Source organism: Streptomyces sp. NBC_00637, from assembly GCF_045161545.1.
GTDB lineage: Bacteria > Actinomycetota > Actinomycetes > Streptomycetales > Streptomycetaceae > Streptomyces.
The window spans coordinates 7,840,946-7,861,978 of sequence record NZ_CP109046.1; the positions used below are offsets into that span (position 1 = coordinate 7,840,946).

15 protein-coding genes are annotated in these 21,033 nt (G+C 73.9%); 3 read left to right on the forward strand and 12 right to left on the reverse strand.

The window, feature by feature from the left end; genetic code table 11:
- Positions 1-26: 26 nt before the first annotated feature.
- Positions 27-1,751 carry a cholesterol oxidase substrate-binding domain-containing protein gene (locus OG440_RS34660; RefSeq protein WP_406010701.1) on the reverse strand — a complete coding sequence of 575 codons (1,725 nt, stop codon included), beginning with the start codon at positions 1,749-1,751 and terminating at the stop codon, positions 27-29.
- A gap of 136 nt (positions 1,752-1,887) precedes the next feature.
- Here OG440_RS34660 and OG440_RS34665 point away from each other — a divergent pair, with 136 nt between their 5' ends.
- Both OG440_RS34665 and OG440_RS34670 read left to right on the forward strand, forming a co-directional pair.
- Positions 1,888-2,871 (forward strand): aldo/keto reductase, encoded by a 984-nt coding sequence (locus tag OG440_RS34665; protein WP_406010702.1) that lies wholly within the window; start codon positions 1,888-1,890, stop codon positions 2,869-2,871.
- 166 nt (positions 2,872-3,037) lie between these two features.
- Positions 3,038-3,463 (forward strand): DUF6328 family protein, encoded by a 426-nt coding sequence (locus tag OG440_RS34670; RefSeq protein ID WP_406011541.1) that lies wholly within the window; start codon positions 3,038-3,040, stop codon positions 3,461-3,463.
- A gap of 1 nt (position 3,464) precedes the next feature.
- Here the strand turns inward: OG440_RS34670 and OG440_RS34675 are convergent, their stop codons facing one another.
- Positions 3,465-4,547 carry a hypothetical protein gene (locus tag OG440_RS34675; protein WP_406010703.1) on the reverse strand — a complete coding sequence of 361 codons (1,083 nt, stop codon included), beginning with the start codon at positions 4,545-4,547 and terminating at the stop codon, positions 3,465-3,467.
- A gap of 121 nt (positions 4,548-4,668) precedes the next feature.
- Entirely contained in the window at positions 4,669-5,640 is a 972-nt protein-coding gene (locus OG440_RS34680; RefSeq protein ID WP_406010704.1) for an LLM class F420-dependent oxidoreductase, read from the reverse strand.
- Between the two features lie 94 nt (positions 5,641-5,734).
- Here OG440_RS34680 and OG440_RS34685 point away from each other — a divergent pair, with 94 nt between their 5' ends.
- Positions 5,735-7,201, forward strand: coding sequence for a serine hydrolase domain-containing protein (locus OG440_RS34685; RefSeq protein WP_406010705.1), 1,467 nt, complete (start codon positions 5,735-5,737; stop codon positions 7,199-7,201).
- Here OG440_RS34685 and OG440_RS34690 read toward each other — a convergent pair.
- From OG440_RS34690 to OG440_RS34730, 9 genes are all read right to left on the reverse strand, one after another.
- Positions 7,190-8,845, reverse strand: coding sequence for a serine/threonine protein kinase (locus tag OG440_RS34690; RefSeq protein WP_406010706.1), 1,656 nt, complete (start codon positions 8,843-8,845; stop codon positions 7,190-7,192). The genes OG440_RS34685 and OG440_RS34690 overlap by 12 nt on opposite strands.
- Positions 8,846-9,209: 364 nt before the next feature.
- Positions 9,210-10,265: a polyprenyl synthetase family protein gene (locus OG440_RS34695; protein WP_406010707.1), complete on the reverse strand. Its 1,056-nt coding sequence runs from the start codon at positions 10,263-10,265 to the stop codon at positions 9,210-9,212.
- Positions 10,262-11,449 (reverse strand): tetratricopeptide repeat protein, encoded by a 1,188-nt coding sequence (locus OG440_RS34700; protein WP_406010708.1) that lies wholly within the window; start codon positions 11,447-11,449, stop codon positions 10,262-10,264. Before OG440_RS34700 ends, OG440_RS34695 begins: the two co-directional genes overlap by 4 nt.
- A 148-nt stretch (positions 11,450-11,597) precedes the next feature.
- Positions 11,598-13,019, reverse strand: coding sequence for a CAP domain-containing protein (locus OG440_RS34705; RefSeq protein ID WP_406010709.1), 1,422 nt, complete (start codon positions 13,017-13,019; stop codon positions 11,598-11,600).
- 167 nt (positions 13,020-13,186) lie between these two features.
- On the reverse strand, positions 13,187-16,180 hold the full coding sequence (locus OG440_RS34710; RefSeq protein ID WP_406010710.1) for an ATP-binding protein: 2,994 nt from the start codon (positions 16,178-16,180) through the stop codon (positions 13,187-13,189).
- 139 nt (positions 16,181-16,319) lie between these two features.
- Positions 16,320-16,673 (reverse strand): UBP-type zinc finger domain-containing protein, encoded by a 354-nt coding sequence (locus tag OG440_RS34715; protein WP_406010711.1) that lies wholly within the window; start codon positions 16,671-16,673, stop codon positions 16,320-16,322.
- A gap of 82 nt (positions 16,674-16,755) precedes the next feature.
- Positions 16,756-17,574: an SGNH/GDSL hydrolase family protein gene (locus tag OG440_RS34720; protein WP_406010712.1), complete on the reverse strand. Its 819-nt coding sequence runs from the start codon at positions 17,572-17,574 to the stop codon at positions 16,756-16,758.
- 178 nt (positions 17,575-17,752) lie between these two features.
- Entirely contained in the window at positions 17,753-19,234 is a 1,482-nt protein-coding gene (locus OG440_RS34725; protein WP_406011542.1) for an ATP-binding protein, read from the reverse strand.
- An 11-nt stretch (positions 19,235-19,245) separates the two neighbouring features.
- Positions 19,246-20,922, reverse strand: coding sequence for an FAD-dependent oxidoreductase (locus tag OG440_RS34730; protein WP_406010713.1), 1,677 nt, complete (start codon positions 20,920-20,922; stop codon positions 19,246-19,248).
- Between the last annotated feature and the right edge of the window lie 111 nt (positions 20,923-21,033).

The following is a 21,033-nucleotide window of genomic DNA, read 5'->3' on the forward strand; positions in this document are numbered from 1 at the left end:
GGCCGTCCGCCCCCGACCGTCCGCCCCTAGGGGAACAGCCGCCCGTGCAGCGGTGCGCGGAACACCCGGTGCGGGTCCAGCCGTTCCAGCACGGCCGCCGCCTCCTCCCACGCGCCGCCGAAGGACTCCGGCACCGCCGTGCCGAGCACGTCCGCGTCACTCCACGCGGCCTGGTCCGTGTACGCCCAGCCCTTCGACCATTCCACCCGGGTGCGGGCGTGCGTGCCGTCGTACGTCGACAGCAGGAACCGCTCCAGCTCGCGGTAGAACGCGTCGGCGTACGGCGTTCCCGGCAGCGTCAGCACGTCCAGCCAGACGGCCGTGTCCCACTCGGGGTGGTCCGGGTCGGGCCGCAGCGCGGAGAGCGAGGGCGCCACGGCGCCGGTGTGTCCGGCCTCCGCCGGATCGTCGAGTCCGGTCACCCGGATCTCCACCGACCCGTTGACGGGGAAGCGCCCCAGAGCGGCGTACGCGCTCAGCCGCTCACGGTAGAAGGACGTGAACTCGTGGACGACACGCTGGACCTGGTCCCGCCCGGTCAGGACCGCGTACCCGTTGGCGTGCACCCGCAGGGTGGTCGGCCTGATGTACAGCAGCGTGTTCTTGGACGGCCCCCAGATGTCCGCCGACAGGGTCGCCACGAGCCCGAGCGCGGCCACGTCGAACTGCGCGTTGCCGAACACCGGCGCCAGGTACCAGGCGGCGTCCGAGACCATCCGCCCGGCCAGGTCCGCCACCGGCTTCGGCACGTTGTCGGAGAAGGGGTACGGGTACGGGGACGTCACGCGCCGCGAGGTGAGCGGCCGGGTCGGTTCGACGGACCACACCTTGAGCCAGGGAAACTCGGTGAACGCGAACCAGATGGCCTCGACCCGCCCCTCGGCCGCCAGGAAGTCCGCCAGGCTCCGCCCGTCGGCGCCGGGCGCGGCGAACAGTTCCGTCGCCGCGATGTCCGTACGGCTCACGCACCGCAGGTTGCTGTTCGCCCCCACCCGCAGCACCACCTCGGTGACCAGCGACCGCCCGAGATGCGTGAGCAGCGCGGCGCAGTCCGCCTCGTCGCGGCGGTACGTCCGCAGGACGTAGGCCCCGCTGTCCGCGTCCCACACCACGGCCGTGAGGGAGAGCACGCGGTTGCTGAGCGAGCCGTACGTCTGTCCGGGCAGCCGTCGCTCGCCCTGTGCCGGTACGGCCGTGCCGTGGGCGTCGACGGCGAGGGCGCCGCCCAGGGTGAGGTCGCCGGGGGCCGGTGCGGCGGTGACGCCGAGACCGTGCCCTTCGAGGTAGGTCAGCAGGGCCTCCAGCGTGACCCCCGTCCCCGCACGCACCGCGTCGGCCGATTCCAGGGCCAGGCCGGTCAGGTGCGCGGCCGTGTCGACGAGCAGGACCGGTGACTCCGCTGCCAGGCCCTCCGGGACCGTCAGCGGCGACCAGCCGTGCGAGGCGCCCCGTGGCCGGACGGTCCAGCCGTGCCGCCAGGCCCAGTTGACGACGTCCACCGCCTGGGCGGGGTCGCCGGGCGCGCAGGCCCACAGACCGGTGACGGTGATCTCGCCGTCCCAGTTGCGGTACGCCGTACGGGAGAGGGGCACGTCCGGAGGGAAGTCCGGCAGCTCCTGCGCCGCGACGGCCGGATCGGCGGCCACCAGGACAGGCGCGCCGAGCAGGGCGGCGGCCGCGGTGCCCAGGAGGCCACGACGGGTCCAGGAGGGGTCTCCCGGCTGATGGTTGCTCACTGAACGATCAGTCACGCGTTCACGGTAGGGGCCCGTCCGCGTGTACGGCCGCCGTGTCGAACAGCGTCACTCGTGCGGGTGAAATATTCGCCGGTGGCGGCCCGGAGCGGCCCGTTCCGCACCAGGTCACGGCGGATGACAGACTGACGTCATGGACGAGCGCGAATTCGGTAGGTCTGGTCAGCACGCATCCGTCGTCGGTCTCGGCACCTGGCAACTGGGCGCCGACTGGGGAGACGTCGACGACAAGGAGGCCCTGACCGTTCTGGAGGCGGCGGCCGAGTCGGGGGTGACCTTCTTCGACACCGCCGACGTCTACGGCGACGGACGCAGCGAGCAGACCATCGCCGCCTTCCTGAGCGGCCGGCCCGACCTGCACGTGCTGGTCGCTACCAAGATGGGCCGCCGCGTCGACCAGATCCCCGAGAACTACGTCCTGGACAACTTCCGCGCCTGGAACGACCGCTCCCGCCGCAACCTCGGCGTCGACCGCATCGACCTGGTGCAGCTGCACTGCCCGCCCACCCCGGTCTACTCCAGCGACGAGGTCTTCGACGCCCTCGACACCCTCGTCGAGGAGGAGCGCATCGCCCACTACGGCGTCAGCGTCGAGACCTGCGCCGAGGCCCTCACCGCGATCGCCCGGCCGGGCGTGGCGAGCGTGCAGATCATCCTCAACCCGTTCCGTCTGAAGCCCCTCTACGAGGTGCTCCCGGCGGCCCGCGAGGCCGGCGTGGGCATCATCGCCCGCGTCCCGCTCGCCTCCGGCCTGCTCTCCGGCAAGTACACCAAGGACACCGTCTTCCCGGAGAACGACCACCGCGCCTACAACCGGCACGGCGAGTCCTTCGACCAGGGCGAGACGTTCTCCGGCGTCGACTACGCCACCGGCGTCGAGGCGGCCGTCGAGTTCGCGGCCCTCGCGCCCGAGGGGTACACCCCGGCCCAGCTGGCGCTGCGCTGGATCGTCCAGCAGCCGGGCGTGACCACCGTCATCCCGGGCGCCCGCTCGCCCGAGCAGGCCCGCGCCAACGCCGCCGCCGCCAAGCTCCCGGAGCTGACCGAGGAGACCCTCGCGGCGGTCCGTGACCTCTACGACCGGCGCGTCAAGGAGCAGGTCGAGGGACGCTGGTAGCCGGAAACGGGACGGCGGACCGAGAAATCCGCCGTTCACGGGGTACTCGCCTGGGAAGAGGGGACCGACCACTCGAACCGGGAGGACAGCACACGTGACGGACACGGCGGCGAAGGCCGAGGAGCGTACGGGGCGGGACGAGACCGAAGAGGAGAGAGCCGACCGGATGTGGGGGGAGCTCATCCAGGAGATCCGCGTCGCCCAGACGGGTGTACAGATCCTCTTCGGCTTCCTGCTGACCGTCGTGTTCACCCCGCGCTACGCGGACCTGCAACACGTCGACAAGGTCATCTACATCGTGACCGTGGTCCTGGGTGCCTGCGCGACGGGCGCCCTCATAGGTCCCGTCTCGCTGCACCGCCTGGTCTCCGGGCGGCGGGTCAAACCGCAGGCGGTGCAGTGGGCGTCCCGGCTGACCTTCGTCGGCCTGCTCCTGCTGCTCTGCACGATGACCGCCTCGCTGCTGCTGATCCTGCGCGTGGCCACCCACGACGCGTTCGTGCCCTATCTCGTCGCGGGTGTGGTCGCGTGGTACGCGCTGTGCTGGTTCGTGCTGCCGCTGTGGACCCGGCGCCGCTACACGACCGGCTGAGTCACCCGACGCGCAGGGACGGGCCGGCTTCCGGCGCGGTGCCCCGGGCACCGCGCAGCGCGCTGATACAGCTGCCGATCGCCTGCCGGAGCTCCTCCAGCTGCTGGACCATGTCGTCCTCGTAGAACTCCTGCGCGTCGACGTCGTCGAAGGTGAGCTCCTCGAACACCTTCGTCGCCCGCTGGAGGCTGCTGTAGAACTTCGTGCGCCGCTCCTGGACGCGCAGTTCGGGGTCGGCCTCGACGGTCTCCACGACCAGGCTCTTCATCGTGTCGTAGGCATCGCTCGCCCACTCGCCGGCGTCCTCGTCGTCGTTCAGCTCGTCGAGCAGCGAGAGGTGCCGCTCGGCCTCCTGGCGCAGCTCGGCCGGCGCGTCGAGCATCTGCCCGGCGGGCGTCTTGATCTGGCCGGACTCGGCGATCTGACGCACGTACCCGATGCGGTCGGCCGAGCGGCTCTCGCTGGCCACGGCCTTCTTCAGGTCGTCGGTACGGACCACGTCCCTGGCCAGCTCGGTCTGGAGTTCCGGGTCCTCCTTGATGCGGTCCAGGAGGGCGGCGCGGGCCGCCCGGGCGGTGGAGGGGTCGGCGAGGATCGCGGCGCGCAGGGCCGTGGGGTTCTCCGCGACCTCCAGCGCCTTCGTCGGACGGATGCCCTCGGCCTCGGCGGCCTCCGCGATGGCGGTACCGCGCTCGGACGTGGCACTGGACCGCGAGACGTAGTAGGTCAGCCACACCTCCGCGTCCGGCAGCTCGACCTCCTGGCCCGGCGCGAGCTCCTCGAAGTGCGGGACGAGAGCGTCGTCGGCGGCCCGGTCCCAGGCCTTGTAGTACCGCATGACGCGGTCGGGGGAGCAGCCGGCCAGCTCGGCGAACTCCTTCGCCGACACCTTCGGCGTCTCGTCCGCGCCCTGCCCGCCCGGCCGGACGCTGCGCGCGACCATCAGGCCGAAGGCCCAGCCGCCGGTCCGTGCGTAGACCCCGAACTCACGGGCGTCCCGCGCGACGAGATCGGACAGGGGCGCGGGGGACATCTCGGCGGGCGCGCCGGCGGGCGTCTCGGGCAGGTCGATCGCCAGGGTCACGGAACGACTCTCCTCTGCGGGCTGCTGAACGTAGGATCGGCACCACGAAAGTGCAGAACGGCAGCCTATATGCACCGCTTGGCAAGCCTTTGCCGGACCCGCGTGCGGCCCGGGCCGTCCGTCAGCCGAAGGCGTCGCGCAGCGCGGGGAGCAGGGTCTTCTCCGACCAGTCCAGGTAGGCGTGCTGGGTGTCCCCGCCGATCTGCACCAGGGCGACCTCCGTGAACCCGGCCTCGGCATAGGGACGTACGGCCTCGACGAAGTCGTCCGGGTCGTCGCCACAGGGGATCGAGGCGGCGACGTCGTCCGGCCGCACGAACCGGGTCGCCGCGTCGAAGGAGTCCGGGTGGGGCAGTTCGGAGTTCACCTTCCAGCCGCTGCCGAACCAGCGGAACTGGTCGTGCGCCCGCTGCACGGCCGCGTCCCGGTCGCGGTCGTGGCAGACCGGAAGCTGGCCCACGCGCGGCTTGCCCGCGCCGCCGTGGCGGTCGAACGCCGCGAGCAGGTCGGCCTCGGGTTCGGTGGCGATCACGAGGTCGGCCAGCCGTCCGGCGAGTGCGCACGAGCGCTCACCGGAGACGGCGATGCCGATCGGCGGCGGCTCGTCGGGCAGGTCCCACAGCCGGGCCGAGTCCACGTCGTAGTGGGTGCCGTGCCGTGTCACGTGGTCGCCCTCGAACAGCGCGCGGATGATCTCCACGGCCTCTTCGAACATCTCGTGCCGCACGTCCACGGAGGGCCAGCCGCCGCCCACCACGTGTTCGTTGAGGTTCTCGCCGGAGCCCAGGCCCAGCCGGAAGCGGCCCCCGGACAGCAGCTGCATCGTCGCGGCCTTCTGCGCCACCACCGCCGGGTGGTAGCGAAAGGTCGGACACGTCACGTACGTCATCAGCGGAATGCGTGACGTGGCCTGGGCGGCGGCGCCGAGCACGCTCCACGCGTACGGCGCGTGGCCCTGGGAGCGCAGCCACGGAAAGTAGTGGTCCGAGGTCACCGAGAAGTCGAAACCCGCCTCCTCGGCCCGCACCACATGGTCGACGAGGTCACGAGGGCCGGCCTGTTCGGTCATCATCGTGTATCCGATTTGCACCATGAGGCCCGAGTCCCCGGCCGCCGGACGGGGAAACGGGTGCCCCCGACGGAAAAGACCGTCGATCGTCACCGGACGTCCGGGGGAGGATGCGGGGATGAGCGCCCGCCCGCTGCCTTCGAGTCCCCCGTCCGCCCAGGGCGTCGACGCCACCGGCGTTCTCGCCTTTCTCGACGCCGTGGAGGCGGCCGAGGCGATCGAGCCCCACGGTCTGATGATCCTGCGCCACGGCCGCGTCGTCGCCGCCGGATGGTGGGAGCCGTACACCTCCGACCGGCTCCACCTGCTGTACTCGCTCAGCAAGAGCTTCACGTCCACGGCCGTCGGGATGGCCGTCGCCGAGGGGCTGATCGGCCTCGACGACCCCGTGCTGTCGTACTTCCCGGAGCTCGACGCGGACATCACCGACCCGCGCAGCCGCGCGATGCTGGTGCGGCACGTGGCGGCGATGGCGAGCGGGCACCGGGAGGAGACGTACGACCGGGCGCACGCGCTCGATCCCGACGACCTCGTGCGGGGCTTCCTGCTGCTGCCGCCGGACCGCGACCCGGGCACCGTGTTCGCTTACAACCAGCCCGCCACCTTCGCGCTCGCCGCGATCGTGCGGCGCGTCACCGGGGAGTCGCTGACCTCGTATCTGCGGCCGCGCCTGCTGGATCCGCTCGGTATCGGCGAGATCGCCTGGCTGACCGACCGGTCCGGCCGTGAACTCGGTTTCAGCGGGCTGCACGCCACCACCGACGCGATCGCCCGACTGGGGCAGCTGTACCTGGACGGCGGTGTCTGGGAGGGCGAGCGGCTGCTGTCCGAGGAGTGGGTGGCCGAGGCGACCCGCGCGCACACGGCGACGGCGGCCCCCGCGACGGCCGAAGCGGACCGCACGGACTGGGAGCGCGGCTACGGCTTCCAGTTCTGGCGCTCCCGGCACGGCTACCGGGGCGACGGGGCCTACGGCCAGTTCTGCGTGGTCCTGCCCGAGCAGGACGCCGTGCTCGCCATGACGGCGGCGACGAACGACATGCAGGCCGTGCTCTCCCTCGCCTGGGAGCATCTGCTGCCCGCGTTCCGGCCACGACCGGCGGCCGGCCGGGAGGACGCCGACGCGGCCCTCGCGCGGCGCCTGGCGCACCTCGCGCTGCCCCCCGCTCCCGGCGCGCCCGCGCCACCCGGGCGGGGCGACGTGTGGTCGGGCGCCGGGTTCACCCCGCGCGGCGGTGTCTGCGCCGACCAGCCGGGACTGACCCGGGCCGTCGTCACCGAGGGCACCGACGGCTGGACCCTGACTCTCGTCGAGCAGCCGGGTGACCGGCGGCTGGAGCTGCCCCTGGGATCCGACGGCCGGCGGACGGGCGAGGGATCGCCGCCCACCGCGGTCGGTGGCGGCTGGACCGACGCGGGCACCCTCGCGGTGCACATCGTGTTCCTCGAGACCCCGCACCGCCTGCGGGTGACCTGCTCGCTCGCCGACGGCACGTTCACCGCCCGCTGGGACACCACGCCGCTGCACGGCGGCCCGCTCCGTTCCCTGCGCGCCCCTCGCCGGACGGCGCGGTCAGGCGGCTGAACCCGGGCTGAAGGTCCGCAGGAACGTGTCCAGGGCCTCGCGGTTGGCGCTCTTGCCCCAGTCCGCGGCGGGCGTCGTCCAGCGCAGGGAGAAGCTGCGGTGCCCGCCGAGCAGGAAACCGCGGCCGAACGTGCGCACCCGGGTGCCGTCGAGGTCCATGAGCCACTCCATGTCGGCGGCCTTGTACCCCTGGTACGTCGTCGCCTCGATGTCGCCGAGCCTGCGGAAGCCGTCCTCCTTCTTCAGGCCGGGCTCGACGTCCTCCCGCCAGACGGCCACCGGGTCCGGTCCGGCGCTCTCGCTGTAGGTCACCGCGAGCGTGCGAGGATCGCCGGTCGCGCCGAAGGTGACGCGATACGCCCCGTCGGCGCGTTTGGTCTCCAGCGGCTTCCAGCCCGCGGGCAGCGCGACGGAGAAGCCCTGGGGCGCCCGGAACACGCGGTAGCCCTCGGGGAGGGCGTCGGCGGCGGGCGCCGAGGGGGAGGGCTCGGGGGATTCGCTCGGCGACGGGCTGCCCGGCGCCGGCTGGGCCGGTGCCGTCCCGTCCGGCGGGGTCGGGGTCGGCGTCGAGGACGCTCTTTCGCCGGAGTCGTCGCCGGGCGCCGCGGCGGACGCCGACGGCCGGGCCTGCGTGCCGCCCCCCGCGGTGTCGTCGCCGTCGGGGAGCTGGTGGGTCACGGCGAGAGCGGCGGCCGCCACGGTGACGACGGCCAGCGCCGTGCCGGCCGCCATGGCCCGGCCGCTCCACCGCGGACCGACGTACCGGGCGGCGGCGCAGGCACGCTTCAGCCGGGGAGTCTGCATGACGGCGTGCGGGTCCTCGTCCAGCACCCGGGCGAGGGACTGGCGTACCACGGTTCTGGTCAGCCGCTCCCGGGAGTCCTTGCGCAGCAGCCCCTGCACGGTCGGGGTGAGCGACCCGGCCCGCAGCGGCGTGCGCAGGGGCAGCCGGTCGACGCCCTTCAGCGTGCTCTCGGGGCGGTCCCGGTCCCGGTACGGCGGCCGTCCCTCGACCATCGTGTACAGGATGGCGCCCAGCGCCCACAGGTCGGCCGCCGGGCCGATCCGGTCGTCCCGGGCCTGCTCGGGGGAGGCGTACGCCGGGGCCGCCACCCGGGGGGCGAGGGTCGCGCCCGCCAGCCCGAACCCGGTGAGGACGAGGGGGCCCCGGGTCCGCACGAAGATCTGACCGGGGCTCAGCTCGCCGTGGGTGATGCCCTCACCGTGCGCGACCTCGAGCACGTCGAGCAGCTGCAGCCCGATCGACGCGGCCTTGGCCGGACTGAACGCCCCCTTCTGCTCGAGGAGTTGACTGAGCGGCAGGCCATCGATCCACTCGGTGACGGTCCACAGGGAACCCGCCTCCTCCACGGCGTCGACGACCGCCGCGATCCGGCCGGGACACAGTCGCGCCATCGTCTCCGACATGCGCAGGACCCGGTCGGCGGCCTGGCGGGCCTTCTCCTCGCCCTGGCCGGCCGGCAGTCCGATTCCGGTGACCAGGCAGGGCCGGGCCGTCCCGGTGTCCTCGACGTACTCGCCGTACCAGCCGACGCGGTTCGTCTCCTGGTGGACGACGTCGAGCAGCCGGTACCTCCCGGCGACCAACTCGTTCGTGGAGACGTGCGTCTTGACCATGGCCATCCCTCGCTGAACCGCCGGCACTCACCTTTCCCAGTGGTACGACCGGCGTGAGGGGGTCCGTTCAATTGCGGCGCAACTCCGGTGTGATTCCTGTCTTTTATTCAAAAAGGGCGCGCCGCTTTGGTCCGAGTGGGCGTAGGGGAAAAGGGAATTGCCGGGGGTCGTCCTGGGCCCGTCCTGCGGTGTAACCAGCGGTAAACAGGCCGGGCGGGGTTCGTCGAGGTTCCCCGGAACGGCCATCCGGACCGCGACGCATTCCTGCTCGGAGGCCTTCCCCGCGCTTTTCCCGACGCGGCCGAGTCGCCTTGCCGCAACGCTCCGGCCGGGGTCACCGGAACATCGTTCCGGGAACGGACGGGCCGGGTCACAGGTCCCGGCGTACCGCGAAGCCGACCAGGGAGCGCAGGTCCCGGACGGCACCGGCGGACAGCGGGGCATCCGCCAGTGCCGATTCGGCGGCGGCGACCTGCCGGCCCGCCTCGGCGAGCGCCGCCGCACGGCCCCCCGCCGCCTCGACGAGCACCGCCGCCTCACCCGGGTCGCCGTCCCGCTCCAGGACCACGGCCAGCCGACGCGCGGCGGGACCGGGCGAGTCCAGCGCGGCCAGCACGGGGAACGTCTTCTTCCGCTCGCGCAGATCGCCGTGGACGGGCTTGCCGGTGACCGCCGGGTCGCCCCAGATGCCCAGCACGTCGTCGACCACCTGGAACGCGACCCCCAGATGCCGCCCGGCCCGGTCCAGCGCGGCCGCCGCGGCCGGGGACGCGCCGCCCAGCACCGCCCCCAGCGCGGCCGCACAGCCGAGGAGGGCACCGGTCTTGCCCTCGGCCATCGCCCGGTAGGCGTCCGGCCGCACCCGTCGCGGCCCCGACCAGGGCCGCGTGGCGAACAGCAGGTCGTCGGCCTGCCCGCGGACGAGGTCCCCGAGAGCGGCGGACAGCAGACGGACCGCGTCGGCGCCGGCCGGGGGCGGCTGGAGCGCGAGGGTCTCCACCGCCAGGGCGAACAGGGCGTCACCCGCCAGGACCGCCGGTCCCGTGCCGTACGCCTTCCACACCGTCGCCCGCCCCCGCCGGGTCGGGTCGCCGTCCATGATGTCGTCGTGGAGCAGTGAGAAGGCGTGCACCAGCTCGACCGCCACCGCCGCGGGCACCCCGGCCCGCGCGGGCGCGCCGGCCGCCTCGGCGCCGAGTATGGCGAGGGCCTGCCGTATCCCCTTCCCTCCCGACCCGGCCGCGGGCACCCCGCCGACCCCGCACCAGCCGAAGGAGTAGCCGGCCATCTCGCCCACCCAGGGGTGCGACCGCCCGACGGCCTCCATGAGCGCCGGGCGCACCAACGCCCGGCAACGGGCCAGGACCTGGGGAGCGGGGGACCGCGTCGCGGTGGCTTCCCGCACCGTCGCGCCGAACGCGGTCACCGGCCGACCGCCGCCCGCTCGGCGGAAACCCTGGCCGTGGGTGCGGGTGCGGGTGCGGGTGCCGGTGCGGGTGCTGGAGTCGGTGCCGGCGTGAGGGCGGAGGCCGACGTCGGTGTCGAGGTGAGGTCGGATGCCGGTGTCGGCTTCTCCGGAGGGGCCGCCTCGATTCCCAGCTCGGTCTGTGCCCGGGCGACCATCTCCCGAGCGTGCCGCAGGCCGATGCGCTCCAGCTCCCTCGCCAACGCGGCCAGGTCGGCGGCCGTCTCACCCCGCTCGCGGCCCAGCCGGTCCAGGGACTTCGTCAGGCCGAGCCGGGAGAGGGCCTCGCCGCGGGGCTCGCCCATCGCGCGGAACTCGCCGAGCGCCTGCGTGTACAGCTGCCGGGCCTCGCGGTAACGCCCGGCCCGGTAAAGGACGTTGCCGCGCATCTTGTGGTTGTAGGCCAGCGCGCCGGACAGGTTCATCGCGCGGCAGGACTCCTCGGCCTCCGTCAGCAGGCCGAGCGCGCGTTCGGTGTCCCCGTCCCGTGCGGACACGATGTCGGCCAGCCCGCGCAGCGCCCAGGCGTGACCGCGGCGGTCCTCGGCGCCCTCGGCGATCCGCGCCGCCTCGTCGAAGAGGGCGTACGCCGTGTCGTGGTCGCCGGAGTTGCGGCGCATCTGCGCGATGCCCTCCAGCGCCCACACCGTGTGCCGTGCCTCGCCGCGCCTGCGCGCCTCCGCCAGCAGTTGCTCGTGCAGCCGGCCCACGGCCTCGTAGTCGCCCTGGATGCGTCCGGTCTCCGCCAGCCCGGCCAGCGAGTAGCCGCGTACGACGATGTCGCCGCCCCGCTCGCCCAGTTCGGCCGCCAGCCCGAGGAGCCGCCAAGCCAGCGGGAAGGCGCCCCGCTGCCGGGCCAGGGTGCCGCCGCTCCACAGGGCCCAGGCCATCGCGGCGACGTCCCCGGCGTCCCGGGCCGCCCGGTAACTCGCCTTCCAGGCCCGGTCGGCCTCCCGCACCTGCCCCAGCCGCCGGTGCGCCTCGGCGACCGCGAGCCCCGAGCGGGCCGCCTCGCCGTGTTCCCCGGACCGCTCGGCCTCCCGCAACCGCTCGGTGCCGGCGGCCAGCACGTCCTCCAGCGAGGAGTTCACGGACAGGGTGGTGAGAGCGCCCTGGTACTCCGGGGCGAATGCCTTGCCGTACATCGGTTCCCTTCGGCAGACCACCGGGGTATCCACGTATGCACTCTGTGTATACACGGTGGGGATAGTGCGGTGTGCTGCCGGTCAAGACGTGGGCACGGTGAGCGGGGTTGCCTGTGAGGCGTAGATCACTCCGGGGGCCGACGGGGCGTCAGGCGCCGAAGAGCTGGGTCCAGTAGGTGCCCGAGGGGCCACCGCCCGCGAAGCCGACGCCGATGTGGGTGAAGTCCGGCTGGAGGATGTTCGCCCGGTGCCCGGGGCTGTTCATCCAGCCCTCCACCACCTCGGCGGGCGAGCGCTGGCCGCAGGCGATGTTCTCCCCGATGGTCCGCCGGGCCGAACCCGCGGCCGCTGCCCGGTCCCAGGGCCGGCTCCCCTCGGGCGAGGTGTGGGAGTAGAAGGCGCGTGCCGCCATGTCCGCGGTGTGCGCCTGCGCCGCCGTGGTCAGCGGGGGATCGACGGCCAGGGCGCGCAGCCCGGCCCGCGCCCGTTCACGGTTGGTGAGGGCGACGACCTCGGCGGCGGTGCGGACCAGGCCGTCCGGGGTGAACGGGCTCGCCCACAGGGCCGTCCAGTAGATCTCGCCGGTGCGTGTGTCGGTGGCCCGGGCCACCGCGGTGTGCGTGAACGCGGGGTCGTGCAGGGTCCGCCGGGGCTGGTCCGTGCGCAGGCAGTACGCGACGAACTCGGCGGTGGTGCGGGGCCCGGAGACCAGGTGCTCGCCGACGGCGAGATACCGGTATCCGGCGGACGTGACCCGCTGGTGCACCGAGACGCCGTCCGCGCCCACGGCGGCGAGCCGCCCCGCCGCGGCCTGGGCGGCCGCGTGCCCCCGGGCCGCCGAGGCGAGGCGGCCGTCGAGGGACACGGGCGGCGAACCGGCCGTGCGGCGAGCGGGGTTGACCAGGGCGAGGAAGCCCTCGGGATCGGAGCCGTGCCCGCTTTCCAGCCTGTGCTCGCCATCCCGGCCTAGCCCGCCATCCCGGCCTTGCCCGCCATCCCGGCGGTGCTCGCCATCCCGGCGGTGCCCGAAGTCCTGGCTGTGGCTGTGCGGTGGTCCCGTGGTGGCCCGTCCTTCCGTGGTCGGGCTGTTCTCCGTCAGGACGTCCACCCCGAAGTCCCGGGCCAGCCCCGCCAGTCCGTCCGCGTACCCCTGGCCGATCGCCCGTAGTTTCCAGTCGGCGCCGCGCCGGTAGAACTCCGCGAGCAGCAGCACCGTCTCGCCCTGCGTGGCGGGTGGCGTGAACCGGGCCAGTACGCGGCCCGGCGCGTCGGTGACGTGCAGTGTCGGCAGGGGCAGACGGGCCAGGGGCGTGCCCGGCTCGGCGGCGCCGACGACCACCGTGACGCGGGTGGCGCCGTCTCGCAGCCTGTGGGGCTCCAACGTCAGAGTGTCGCCCCGCAGCCGGGCTCCCGGTGCCGTCGGCTGGTTGTAGAACACGAAGTCGGCGTCGCCCCTGACCTTGCCGCTGTCGTCCGTGACGAGTGCGCAGACGTCGTAGGGGCCGGGCACCCGGACGGCCAGGGCGCCACCCGGGAGGGGCAGGTTGCCCCCGGGAACCAACACGTTCATCCTGCCGCCCCGCTGTCGTCCTGGAGGCCCCGCCGCGGGCCTGTCCGGACAACGGGCGACGAGCCCCCGGGGTTCCTCGCACGTAACGGCACTCCACGGCACGCACCGCACACACCCCTCCGCAACCGCACGCCTGCCCGGCCGTACCCCCGTGCGGGCCGCCGGGATCAGCCCGACGCGCCGAGCTCCGGCTCGAGCAGCCGCTCGCGGTAGGCGATCGCCACGGCCTCCGTACGGCTCGCCGCGCTCAGCTTGGCGAGGATGTTGGAGACGTGGACGCTCGCCGTCTTGCCGCTGATGAACAGTTCCTCACCGATCTGCCGGTTGCTGCGGCCGAGCGCCAGCAGCCGCAGGACGTCCCGCTCCCGGGCCGTCAGGGCGACGGGACCGCCCCGGGCGGCCGACCCGGCGTCCGTGAGGCGACCGCGCCGGACCAGGTCGTCCGCCCGCGCCAGCAGGGGCGTCGCCCCCAGCCGGACGGCGGTCTCCCGGGCGGCGCGGGCCTCGGTCGCCGCCTCCTCCCGCCGGCCGTTCGCCAACAGGGCCTGGGCGTACCGCAGTCGGCAGCGGGCGAGCTCGTAGGTGTCGCCCTGGCCGAAGGCCGCCACCGCCCTGTCCCAGGCCGCCGGGTCCGGTCCGGTGGTGGCCCACGCCCACTCGGCCTCCGCGCGGGCCAGCCAGGCACGCCCCTCCGGGCCCTGCGGCACGCCGGTCGCACCCCGCAGGGCCACCGCCCGCGCCGGTTCCAGCAGTTCCGTCGCGACCGCCGCCCACCGGTCGGCCGCCGCCGTGTCACCACCGCGCCGTGCCCCGGCCGCCGCCTCGGCGACCGCCGTGAGGGCGAGCGCGGTGAGCCGGACGGTGACGTCCGGGAGCGTGCCGGCGTCGTCCGTGAGCGCCTCGACCGAGGACCGCAGCCGGGTCACCGCCTCCTCGGCGTCACCCCGCTGTGCCGCCGCGTCGGTCAGCACGATGCCCGCGACGAGCGCCGCCATCCAGTCGAAGCGCCCGTCGAGCAGGGCCCGGGCCCGGTCGGCGACGCCCTTGTCGCCGCGCGCGAGCCCCACGTACAGGGCGGGTCCCACCGCGTATCCCCCCGACGCCGGCAGCACCGCCAGGTCGGTCGTCGCCGTCCGCAGACACTCGTCCCAGCGGCCGAGCGTGTAGAGCACCAGCAACTGGAGGTAGCGCATCTCCAGCGGATACGGCGAGGACAGGAGCCCCGCCCGGCGGGCGCGGTCCAGCCCCTCGGCCAGCCAGGGCAGGCACTCCGCCGGTTCTCCGGCCTCGTAGGCGCCGATGGCCAGGGTGAACAGGGCCCGCATCTCCACCGGCGCGTTGCCGCCGCGGCGCGCCAGTTCACGGGCCTCCGTCAGCCGTGCGCGGCCCTCGGCGGAGCGGCGGCCGTCGCCCTCGAGGTTGGCCAGCGACACCAGGAGGTCGGCACGCGCGTCCGTCAGGTCGAGTTGCTCGGCGGCGCGCAGTGCCCGGCGCGCGACCCGCAGGGCGGTGGCGGAGTCGCCCACCTGACGGGCGGCCAGAACATGTGTGGCGGCGGCCCACACCCAGGTCGGCGACGGCGGTTCGGCGGGGATCATCGCCAACGCCTCGCTGCTGTAGGCGAACGCGGCCGTCAGACTGTCGACGCCCATGAGGGTGCCGGCCAGCGCGTACCGCACACGTGCGGCGAGTTCGGAGTCTGCGTCCTGGCCGACGCCCGCGAGCGCGGCCCTGGTCAGGGAGACCGCGCGGTGCGCCTCCCCGGCGTGCGCGGCCGCCGCGGAGGCGCGCAGCATCAGCGTGACCCGGTCGGTCCCCTCACCCGACGGAAGGGCCGTCGCGGGCACCGACTCCCAGAGGTCGAGCAGGGCTTCCAGGTGGCGCAGCTCCTCGGCGGGTGCGCCGACCCGCCGGGCGTGGTCGGCGGCCTCCAGCGAGGCGGCGAGGGCCTCGCCCAGGTCATGGCTCTCGCGGTAGTGGTGGGCGCGCTCCGCCGCGGTCTCGGCGCGGTGGCCCCGGCCCGCCAGCAGCGCGGCGAACGCCCCGTGCAGCCGCGACCGTTCACCCGGCAGCAGATCCGCGTACACCGCCTCGCGCGCGAGGGCGTGCCGGAAGGCGTACGCGCCGTCCCCGCCCGCGACCAGGAGCTGATGACCGACGGCCTCCCGCAGTGCCGACTCCAGCTCGTCCTCGGGGAGCCCGACGGCGTCCCGCAGCAGGTCGTGGTCCACGCGCCGGCCGGCGACGGCGGCGGTCCGCAGCACCTGCTGGGCGGTGTCGGGGAGTTGCTCGACGCGGATGAGGAGGAGGTCGGCCAGTCCGCTGGGCATCCCGCCGGCCTCCGTGTCCGTGGCCGCCAGCAACTCTTCCGCGTAGAAGGCATTGCCCTCGGCGCGCTCCACGATGCGGCGCACCGTGGCGTCCGGCAGCGGCCGGTCCTCCAGGGCGCGTAGCAGTCGCGCGACCTCGGCGTCCGCCAGCGGCCGCAGCTCCAGCCGGTCCACGGCCGGCAGCCGCACCAGCTCCGCGAGCAGCGGGCGCAGCGGGTGCCGGCGGTGCAGGTCGTCCGCGCGGTATGAGGCCAGGACGACGAGCCGGGGACCGGAACCGGTGCCCGAGGGCCGCTGGAGGAAGCCGCGGCTGAGCAGGAAGCGCAGCAGATCCCGGGAGGACTGGTCGGCCCAGTGCAGGTCCTCCAGGACGAGGACCAGCGGCGTGACGTCCGACAGGTCGGCGAGCAGTGCCGCCATGCCCTCGAACAGCCTCAGCCGGCCTTCCCCGGCGCCGGGCCGCGGGGCGGGATCCGCGTCGTCCCGCGCGGAACGCGTGTCCGCGCCGAGCAGCCGGTCGACCAGGGGGTGCGCGGCGAGGACGGCGGCGAAGCGCTCTTCGGCGGCGAGCAGGCCCAGGATCTCGGTGAACGGCAGATAGGGCAGCCCCACGTCCCCGAGGTCGACGCAGTGCCCGGTGAGCACGGTCATGCCGGTGCGGGCCGCGCGCGCGGCGACCTCGTCCAGCATCCGGGTCTTGCCCACGCCGGCGTCCCCGGCGATCACCACCGCGCGCGACTCACCGCCCCGGGCGCGCTCCAGCACGCCGGAGAGCCGGGCGAGTTCCTCTTCCCGGCCGATGAACGGAGTGGCGAACACGGTCTGCGACACGGCTCCATCCTGGCACGCGCCACCGACAACGCGGCCCGCGACCAGGAACGGAGCCCTGCCGGGACGATCTCGACGGCCCGGCCGCGACGACGTGGTCGCGACGGCCCGGTCTCCGTGCCCCGGTCTCCGCGCCCCGGCCTCACTGGTGCAGGGACCGCGCCCAGTCCTCGGGCACCCGATCGGCCGGGCCCGGCACGGGCTGGTCCGCGGGGTGGGCGGCCGGCGGGGCGAGCTCGGGTCCGGACTCGTACAGCTCGTCGGTGGAGTAGTCCCAGAACCACTCCTCGCCCGGCTCGAAACTGCGGACCAGGGGATGCCCGGTCGCCTTGTAATGGGCGGTGGCGTGCTGCGAGGGCGAGGAGTCGCAGCAGCCGACATGGCCACAGCTCGCGCATCGCCGCAGGTGGAACCACCAGCCGCCCGCCGCGTCGCACTCCACGCAGCCGGCGCCGCTGGGCGGGACGCTCGGGTCGATCGCGTCTACGTCGGTCATCGGGGCTCCTCGGAGGTCTGGGGGTCCGTCTCTGCATCATGCCAAGCGGGACCGACCATGCGCGTACGCGCGGCCCCGGGTCCTACGACGATGCCCGTCGCGCGATGTCCGCGGGGGAGCCGGAGACGGCGCTCAGGGGCAGCAGGTGGGGGCGTTTCGCGGTGCGGCCGTCGCCGGAGGACCGGCCGCGCAGCCGGCGTCCGAGCCAGGGCCCGAGGAACGCGGCGGCCCACCGCAGTTCGGTTCCCGCGGCCTGCCAGCCCGCGGGGGCCGTCCGTGGCGGCAGGGGGAGCGTCCAGGCGTCGTCGCTTCCGGGCAGGCCGATGGCCTGTGCGACGGCCGCGGCGATGCGCTCGTGGCCGAGCGGGCTGGCGTGCAGTCGGTCCGCGCTCCACAGCCGTGGGTCCGTGGTGACGGCATGTCGGCCGGTCTCGGCGACCGCGACCCCGTGACGGGCGGCCGCGCTGCGGATGTGGCTGTTGAGGGCGAACACGCGGGACCTGAGGGGCCGGGCGAGCGGCGCGACCTTGCCCACGTCGGGGAAGGTCAGCGTCACCACGTGGGCCCCGGCGGCCGTCAGCGCGGAGAACATCTCCTCCAGGTGCCCGGCCACCTCCGCGGCGTCGAACCGGGGCCGGAGCAGGTCGTTGACCCCGGCGACGACGGTGGCCAGGTCGGGGCCCAGGGCGAGGGCGGGCCCCAACTGCTCAGAGCGCACCTGGCCGGCGACTCGTCCCCGGACGGCCAGGTTGGCGTAGCGCAGTCCGGGGCTGACGGCCGCGAGCCGTTCGGCGAGCCGGTCGGCGAAGCCCCGATGGCCGACGCCGTCGTCCTCGTCGCCCAACCCCTCGGTCTGGCTGTCGCCCAGGGCGACGTAGCGCAGGTATGCACCGCTCGGCATGCGTCGACTGCCTTTCCTCGAGGACGGCCGCGATCCGCGGGCACCGGTCCCGGCGATGCAGCTCGAAGGCGCCCATCATACTCAAGAAAGTTAGTAGTAACGTCCTTGAATACGACGAGACGGCGAGACGGCGAGACGATGGTGCGTCGACGAGCCGGGCAGCCGAGGAGTCGGGGACTCAACGGGTCGGCGCGCCCCCGGGGTCCGGACCGGGCTCCGCGTCCGGCTCCGGGGTGATGTCGGGGTCGGGAGCCGTCAGCGGCAGCAGCACCTGGAAGCGGGTGTCACCCGGCACGGACTCCACGTGGAGGCTGCCGTGGTGCTTGTTGACGACGATCCGCCAGGAGATGTCGAGGCCGAGCCCCGTGCCCTGACCCACCGGTTTGGTGGTGAAGAACGGGTCGAAGATGCGGCCCCGGACATCCGGCGGGATACCGGGGCCCGTGTCGCGGAACTCCACCAGCAGCCGGTCGCCCTCGCGCGCCGTCCGCACGGTCAACGTGCCCTCGCCGCCCGCGCTGTCGATCGCGAACACGGCGTTGTCGACCAGGTTCGTCCAGACCTGGTTGAGCTCCGCCGGGTAGGCCGGGACCGCCGGCAGCGTGCGGTCGTAGTCCTTGACGACCTCGATGCGCTGCCCGATCTTGCCCGACAGCATCAGCAGGGTGCTGTCGAGGAGTTCGTGGACGTCGACGACCCGGTAGGGGGCGCGGTCGAGCTGCGAGTACTGCTTGGCGGCGTCGACGAGATGCGAGATGCGGTTGGTGGAGTCGTCGATCTCGTCCATCAACAGCTCGGTCTCGACCGTGTAGTTGAGCCAGCCCATCGCACCCGGCAGGGTGTCCTCGTCGACGGTGGCCGCGACCTGCTCCAGCCAGTCCACGTCCAGCCCCGCCTGCACGAAGGTGGGCGCGATCCGCCAGCCCTCCTGGATACCGTGGTCGTCGAGCCAGTCGCCGAGTTCGTCCTCCCGGTCCGAGGCCTCCAGCGGGCTCAACGACGGTGCCTTGGCGACCAGTTCGGCCGTCCGCTCCTGGATCTCGATCAGCCGGGTCAGGGCTTCCGCGTCGTACGCTCCGGAGGCGATGACGGCCAGCTTGTGCCGCATCTTCGCCACCCGCTCCCGCAGCGTCGCGGTGGCGCGTACGGCCGCCGCGGCCGGGTTGTTGAGCTCATGGGTGAGGCCCGCCGACAACGAGCCCAGGGCCAGCAGCCGTTCACGCTGACCGACGGCCCGCTGGGTGTTCTTCGAGCCGAAGAACAGCCCCTCCAGCAGGTGCGCCGCCATCGGGAACCACTCCCGCATGATCGCCGAGAACGACTCGGCGGGCAGCACGAAGAACCGCGTCGGCTCGGTCACCCGCATCGAGTTGTTGTAGACCTGCGGCACCTGGTCCCCCAGATAGGCCTGCATGGCCCCGGCGTACACCCCGCGCTGGGAGGTGCGGCTCACCTCGACGTCGTCCCCGCCGACCCGGCGGTACAGCACGACCGTGCCCTCGACCATCACGTAGAAGCAGGTCGCCGGATCGCCCTCGGTGTACACCGGACCGGGCTCGAAGCGCTCCACCCGGCCCTCGCTGCACAGCCGCCCGAGCTGCTCGGGGGAGAGCTTCTCGAAGAGGAACAGCGAGCTGATCTCGGTCGGGCTGCACGGCATCGGCTGCCCGCTCACGACTGCTCCAGATACCGGTGGACGAGCATCACGGACATGGCTCCCTCTCCTACGGCGGACGCGACGCGCTTCGCGGACTCGGCGCGCGCGTCGCCCGCCACGAACACGCCGGGAATGCTGGTCTCCAGGTGGTACGGCGGCCGGTCCAGCTCCCAGTCCGCCGGGGGTCGCCCGTCCGGCGTGAGGTCGGGCCCGGCGAGGATGAACCCGCGCTCGTCGCGCAGCACCGTGCCGTCCAGCCAGTCGGTCAGCGGGGCCGCGCCGATGAACACGAACATCCACTGCGCGTCGACGAGTTCGGTCTCGCCGGTGGTCACGTCCCGCAGCGTCAGCTGCTCCAGCCGGCCGTCCCCGTGCGCGGCGTCGACGATCGTGCCGGGGCGCACGGAGATGTTGGGCGACTCCTCGATCTGCTGGATCAGGTAGTACGACATCGAGGCCGTCAGGGACTCCCCGCGCACCAGCAGCGTGACGGACTTGGCGCCCCTCGCCAGGTACATGGCCGCCTGGCCGGCCGAGTTGGCGCCGCCCACGATGTACACGTCCTGGCCCTGGCAGGAGGCCGCCTCGGTGAGCGCCGACCCGTAGAACACCCCGCAGCCCGTCAGGTCGTCGCAGCCCGGCGCCGCCAGCTGCCGGTACGACACGCCCGTCGCGAGGATCACGCTGTGCGCGGCCACCGCCGAGCCGTCCGAGAACCGCACGACCCGTGCCGAGCCGTTGACCTCCAGCCCCGTGACCTCACGCGCGGTGAGGATCTCGGCCCCGAACTTGGTGGCCTGCCGCCGCGCCCGGTCGGTGAGCTGGGCTCCGGACACCCCGTCCGGGAAGCCCAGGTAGTTCTCGATGCGGGAGCTCTGCCCGGCCTGTCCGCCGGTCGCGGACCGCTCGACCAGCACCGTCCGCAGCCCCTCGGAGGCCCCGTACACCGCCGCCCCGAGCCCGGCCGGGCCGCCGCCGATCACCACCAGGTCGTAGAACTCGGCCGTCGGCGTCGTCGCCAGCCCCACGTGGGCGGCCAGTTCGGGCGCGTCCGGCTCGACCAGGGGCGTGCCGTCCGCGGTGACCACCAGCGGCAGCCGCTGCCCGTCGACCCCGGCCGCGGCCAGCAGCCGCTGCCCCTCCGGCTCGTCGGCGGAGTACCAGCGGTACGGCACCTGGTTGCGGGCCAGGAACTCCCGCACCTCCGAGGACCGTGCCGACCAGCGGTGCCCGACCACCTTCGTGGCGGGCACGGGCCGGTGGTCGCTGGCACGCCAGGCGTCCAGCAGGTCGTCCAGGACGGGGTAGAGCTTCTCCTCCGGCGGGTCCCACGGCTTCAGCAGATAGTGGTCGAGGTCGACGACGTTGATCGCGTCGATCGCCGCGCTCGTGTCCGCGTACGCGGTCAGCAGCACCCGCCGGGCGCCCGGATACACGTCCAGGGCCTGCTCGAGGAACTCGATGCCGTTCATCAGGGGCATCCGGTAGTCGGCGAGGATGACGGCCACCAGATCGCCCCGGAGCTTCAGCTCGCGCAGCGCCTCCAACGCGGACTCCCCGGACTCGGCCCGCACGATCCGGTACGCGGCGCCGTAACGGCGCCGCAGGTCACGGGCGACGGCCCGGGAGACCCCCGGGTCGTCGTCCACGGTCAGGATGACGGTCCGCGCCGAATCGGCGGCCTGTGCCATACGTCTCCCACCCCGAGAGGGTCGTCACTCACGGCGGCACGGCGAAGCCCGCGCCGGCTCCGCCCATCGTATGTTCGATCGCCCCCGTCCGCTCCGGGATACCGGCGGACC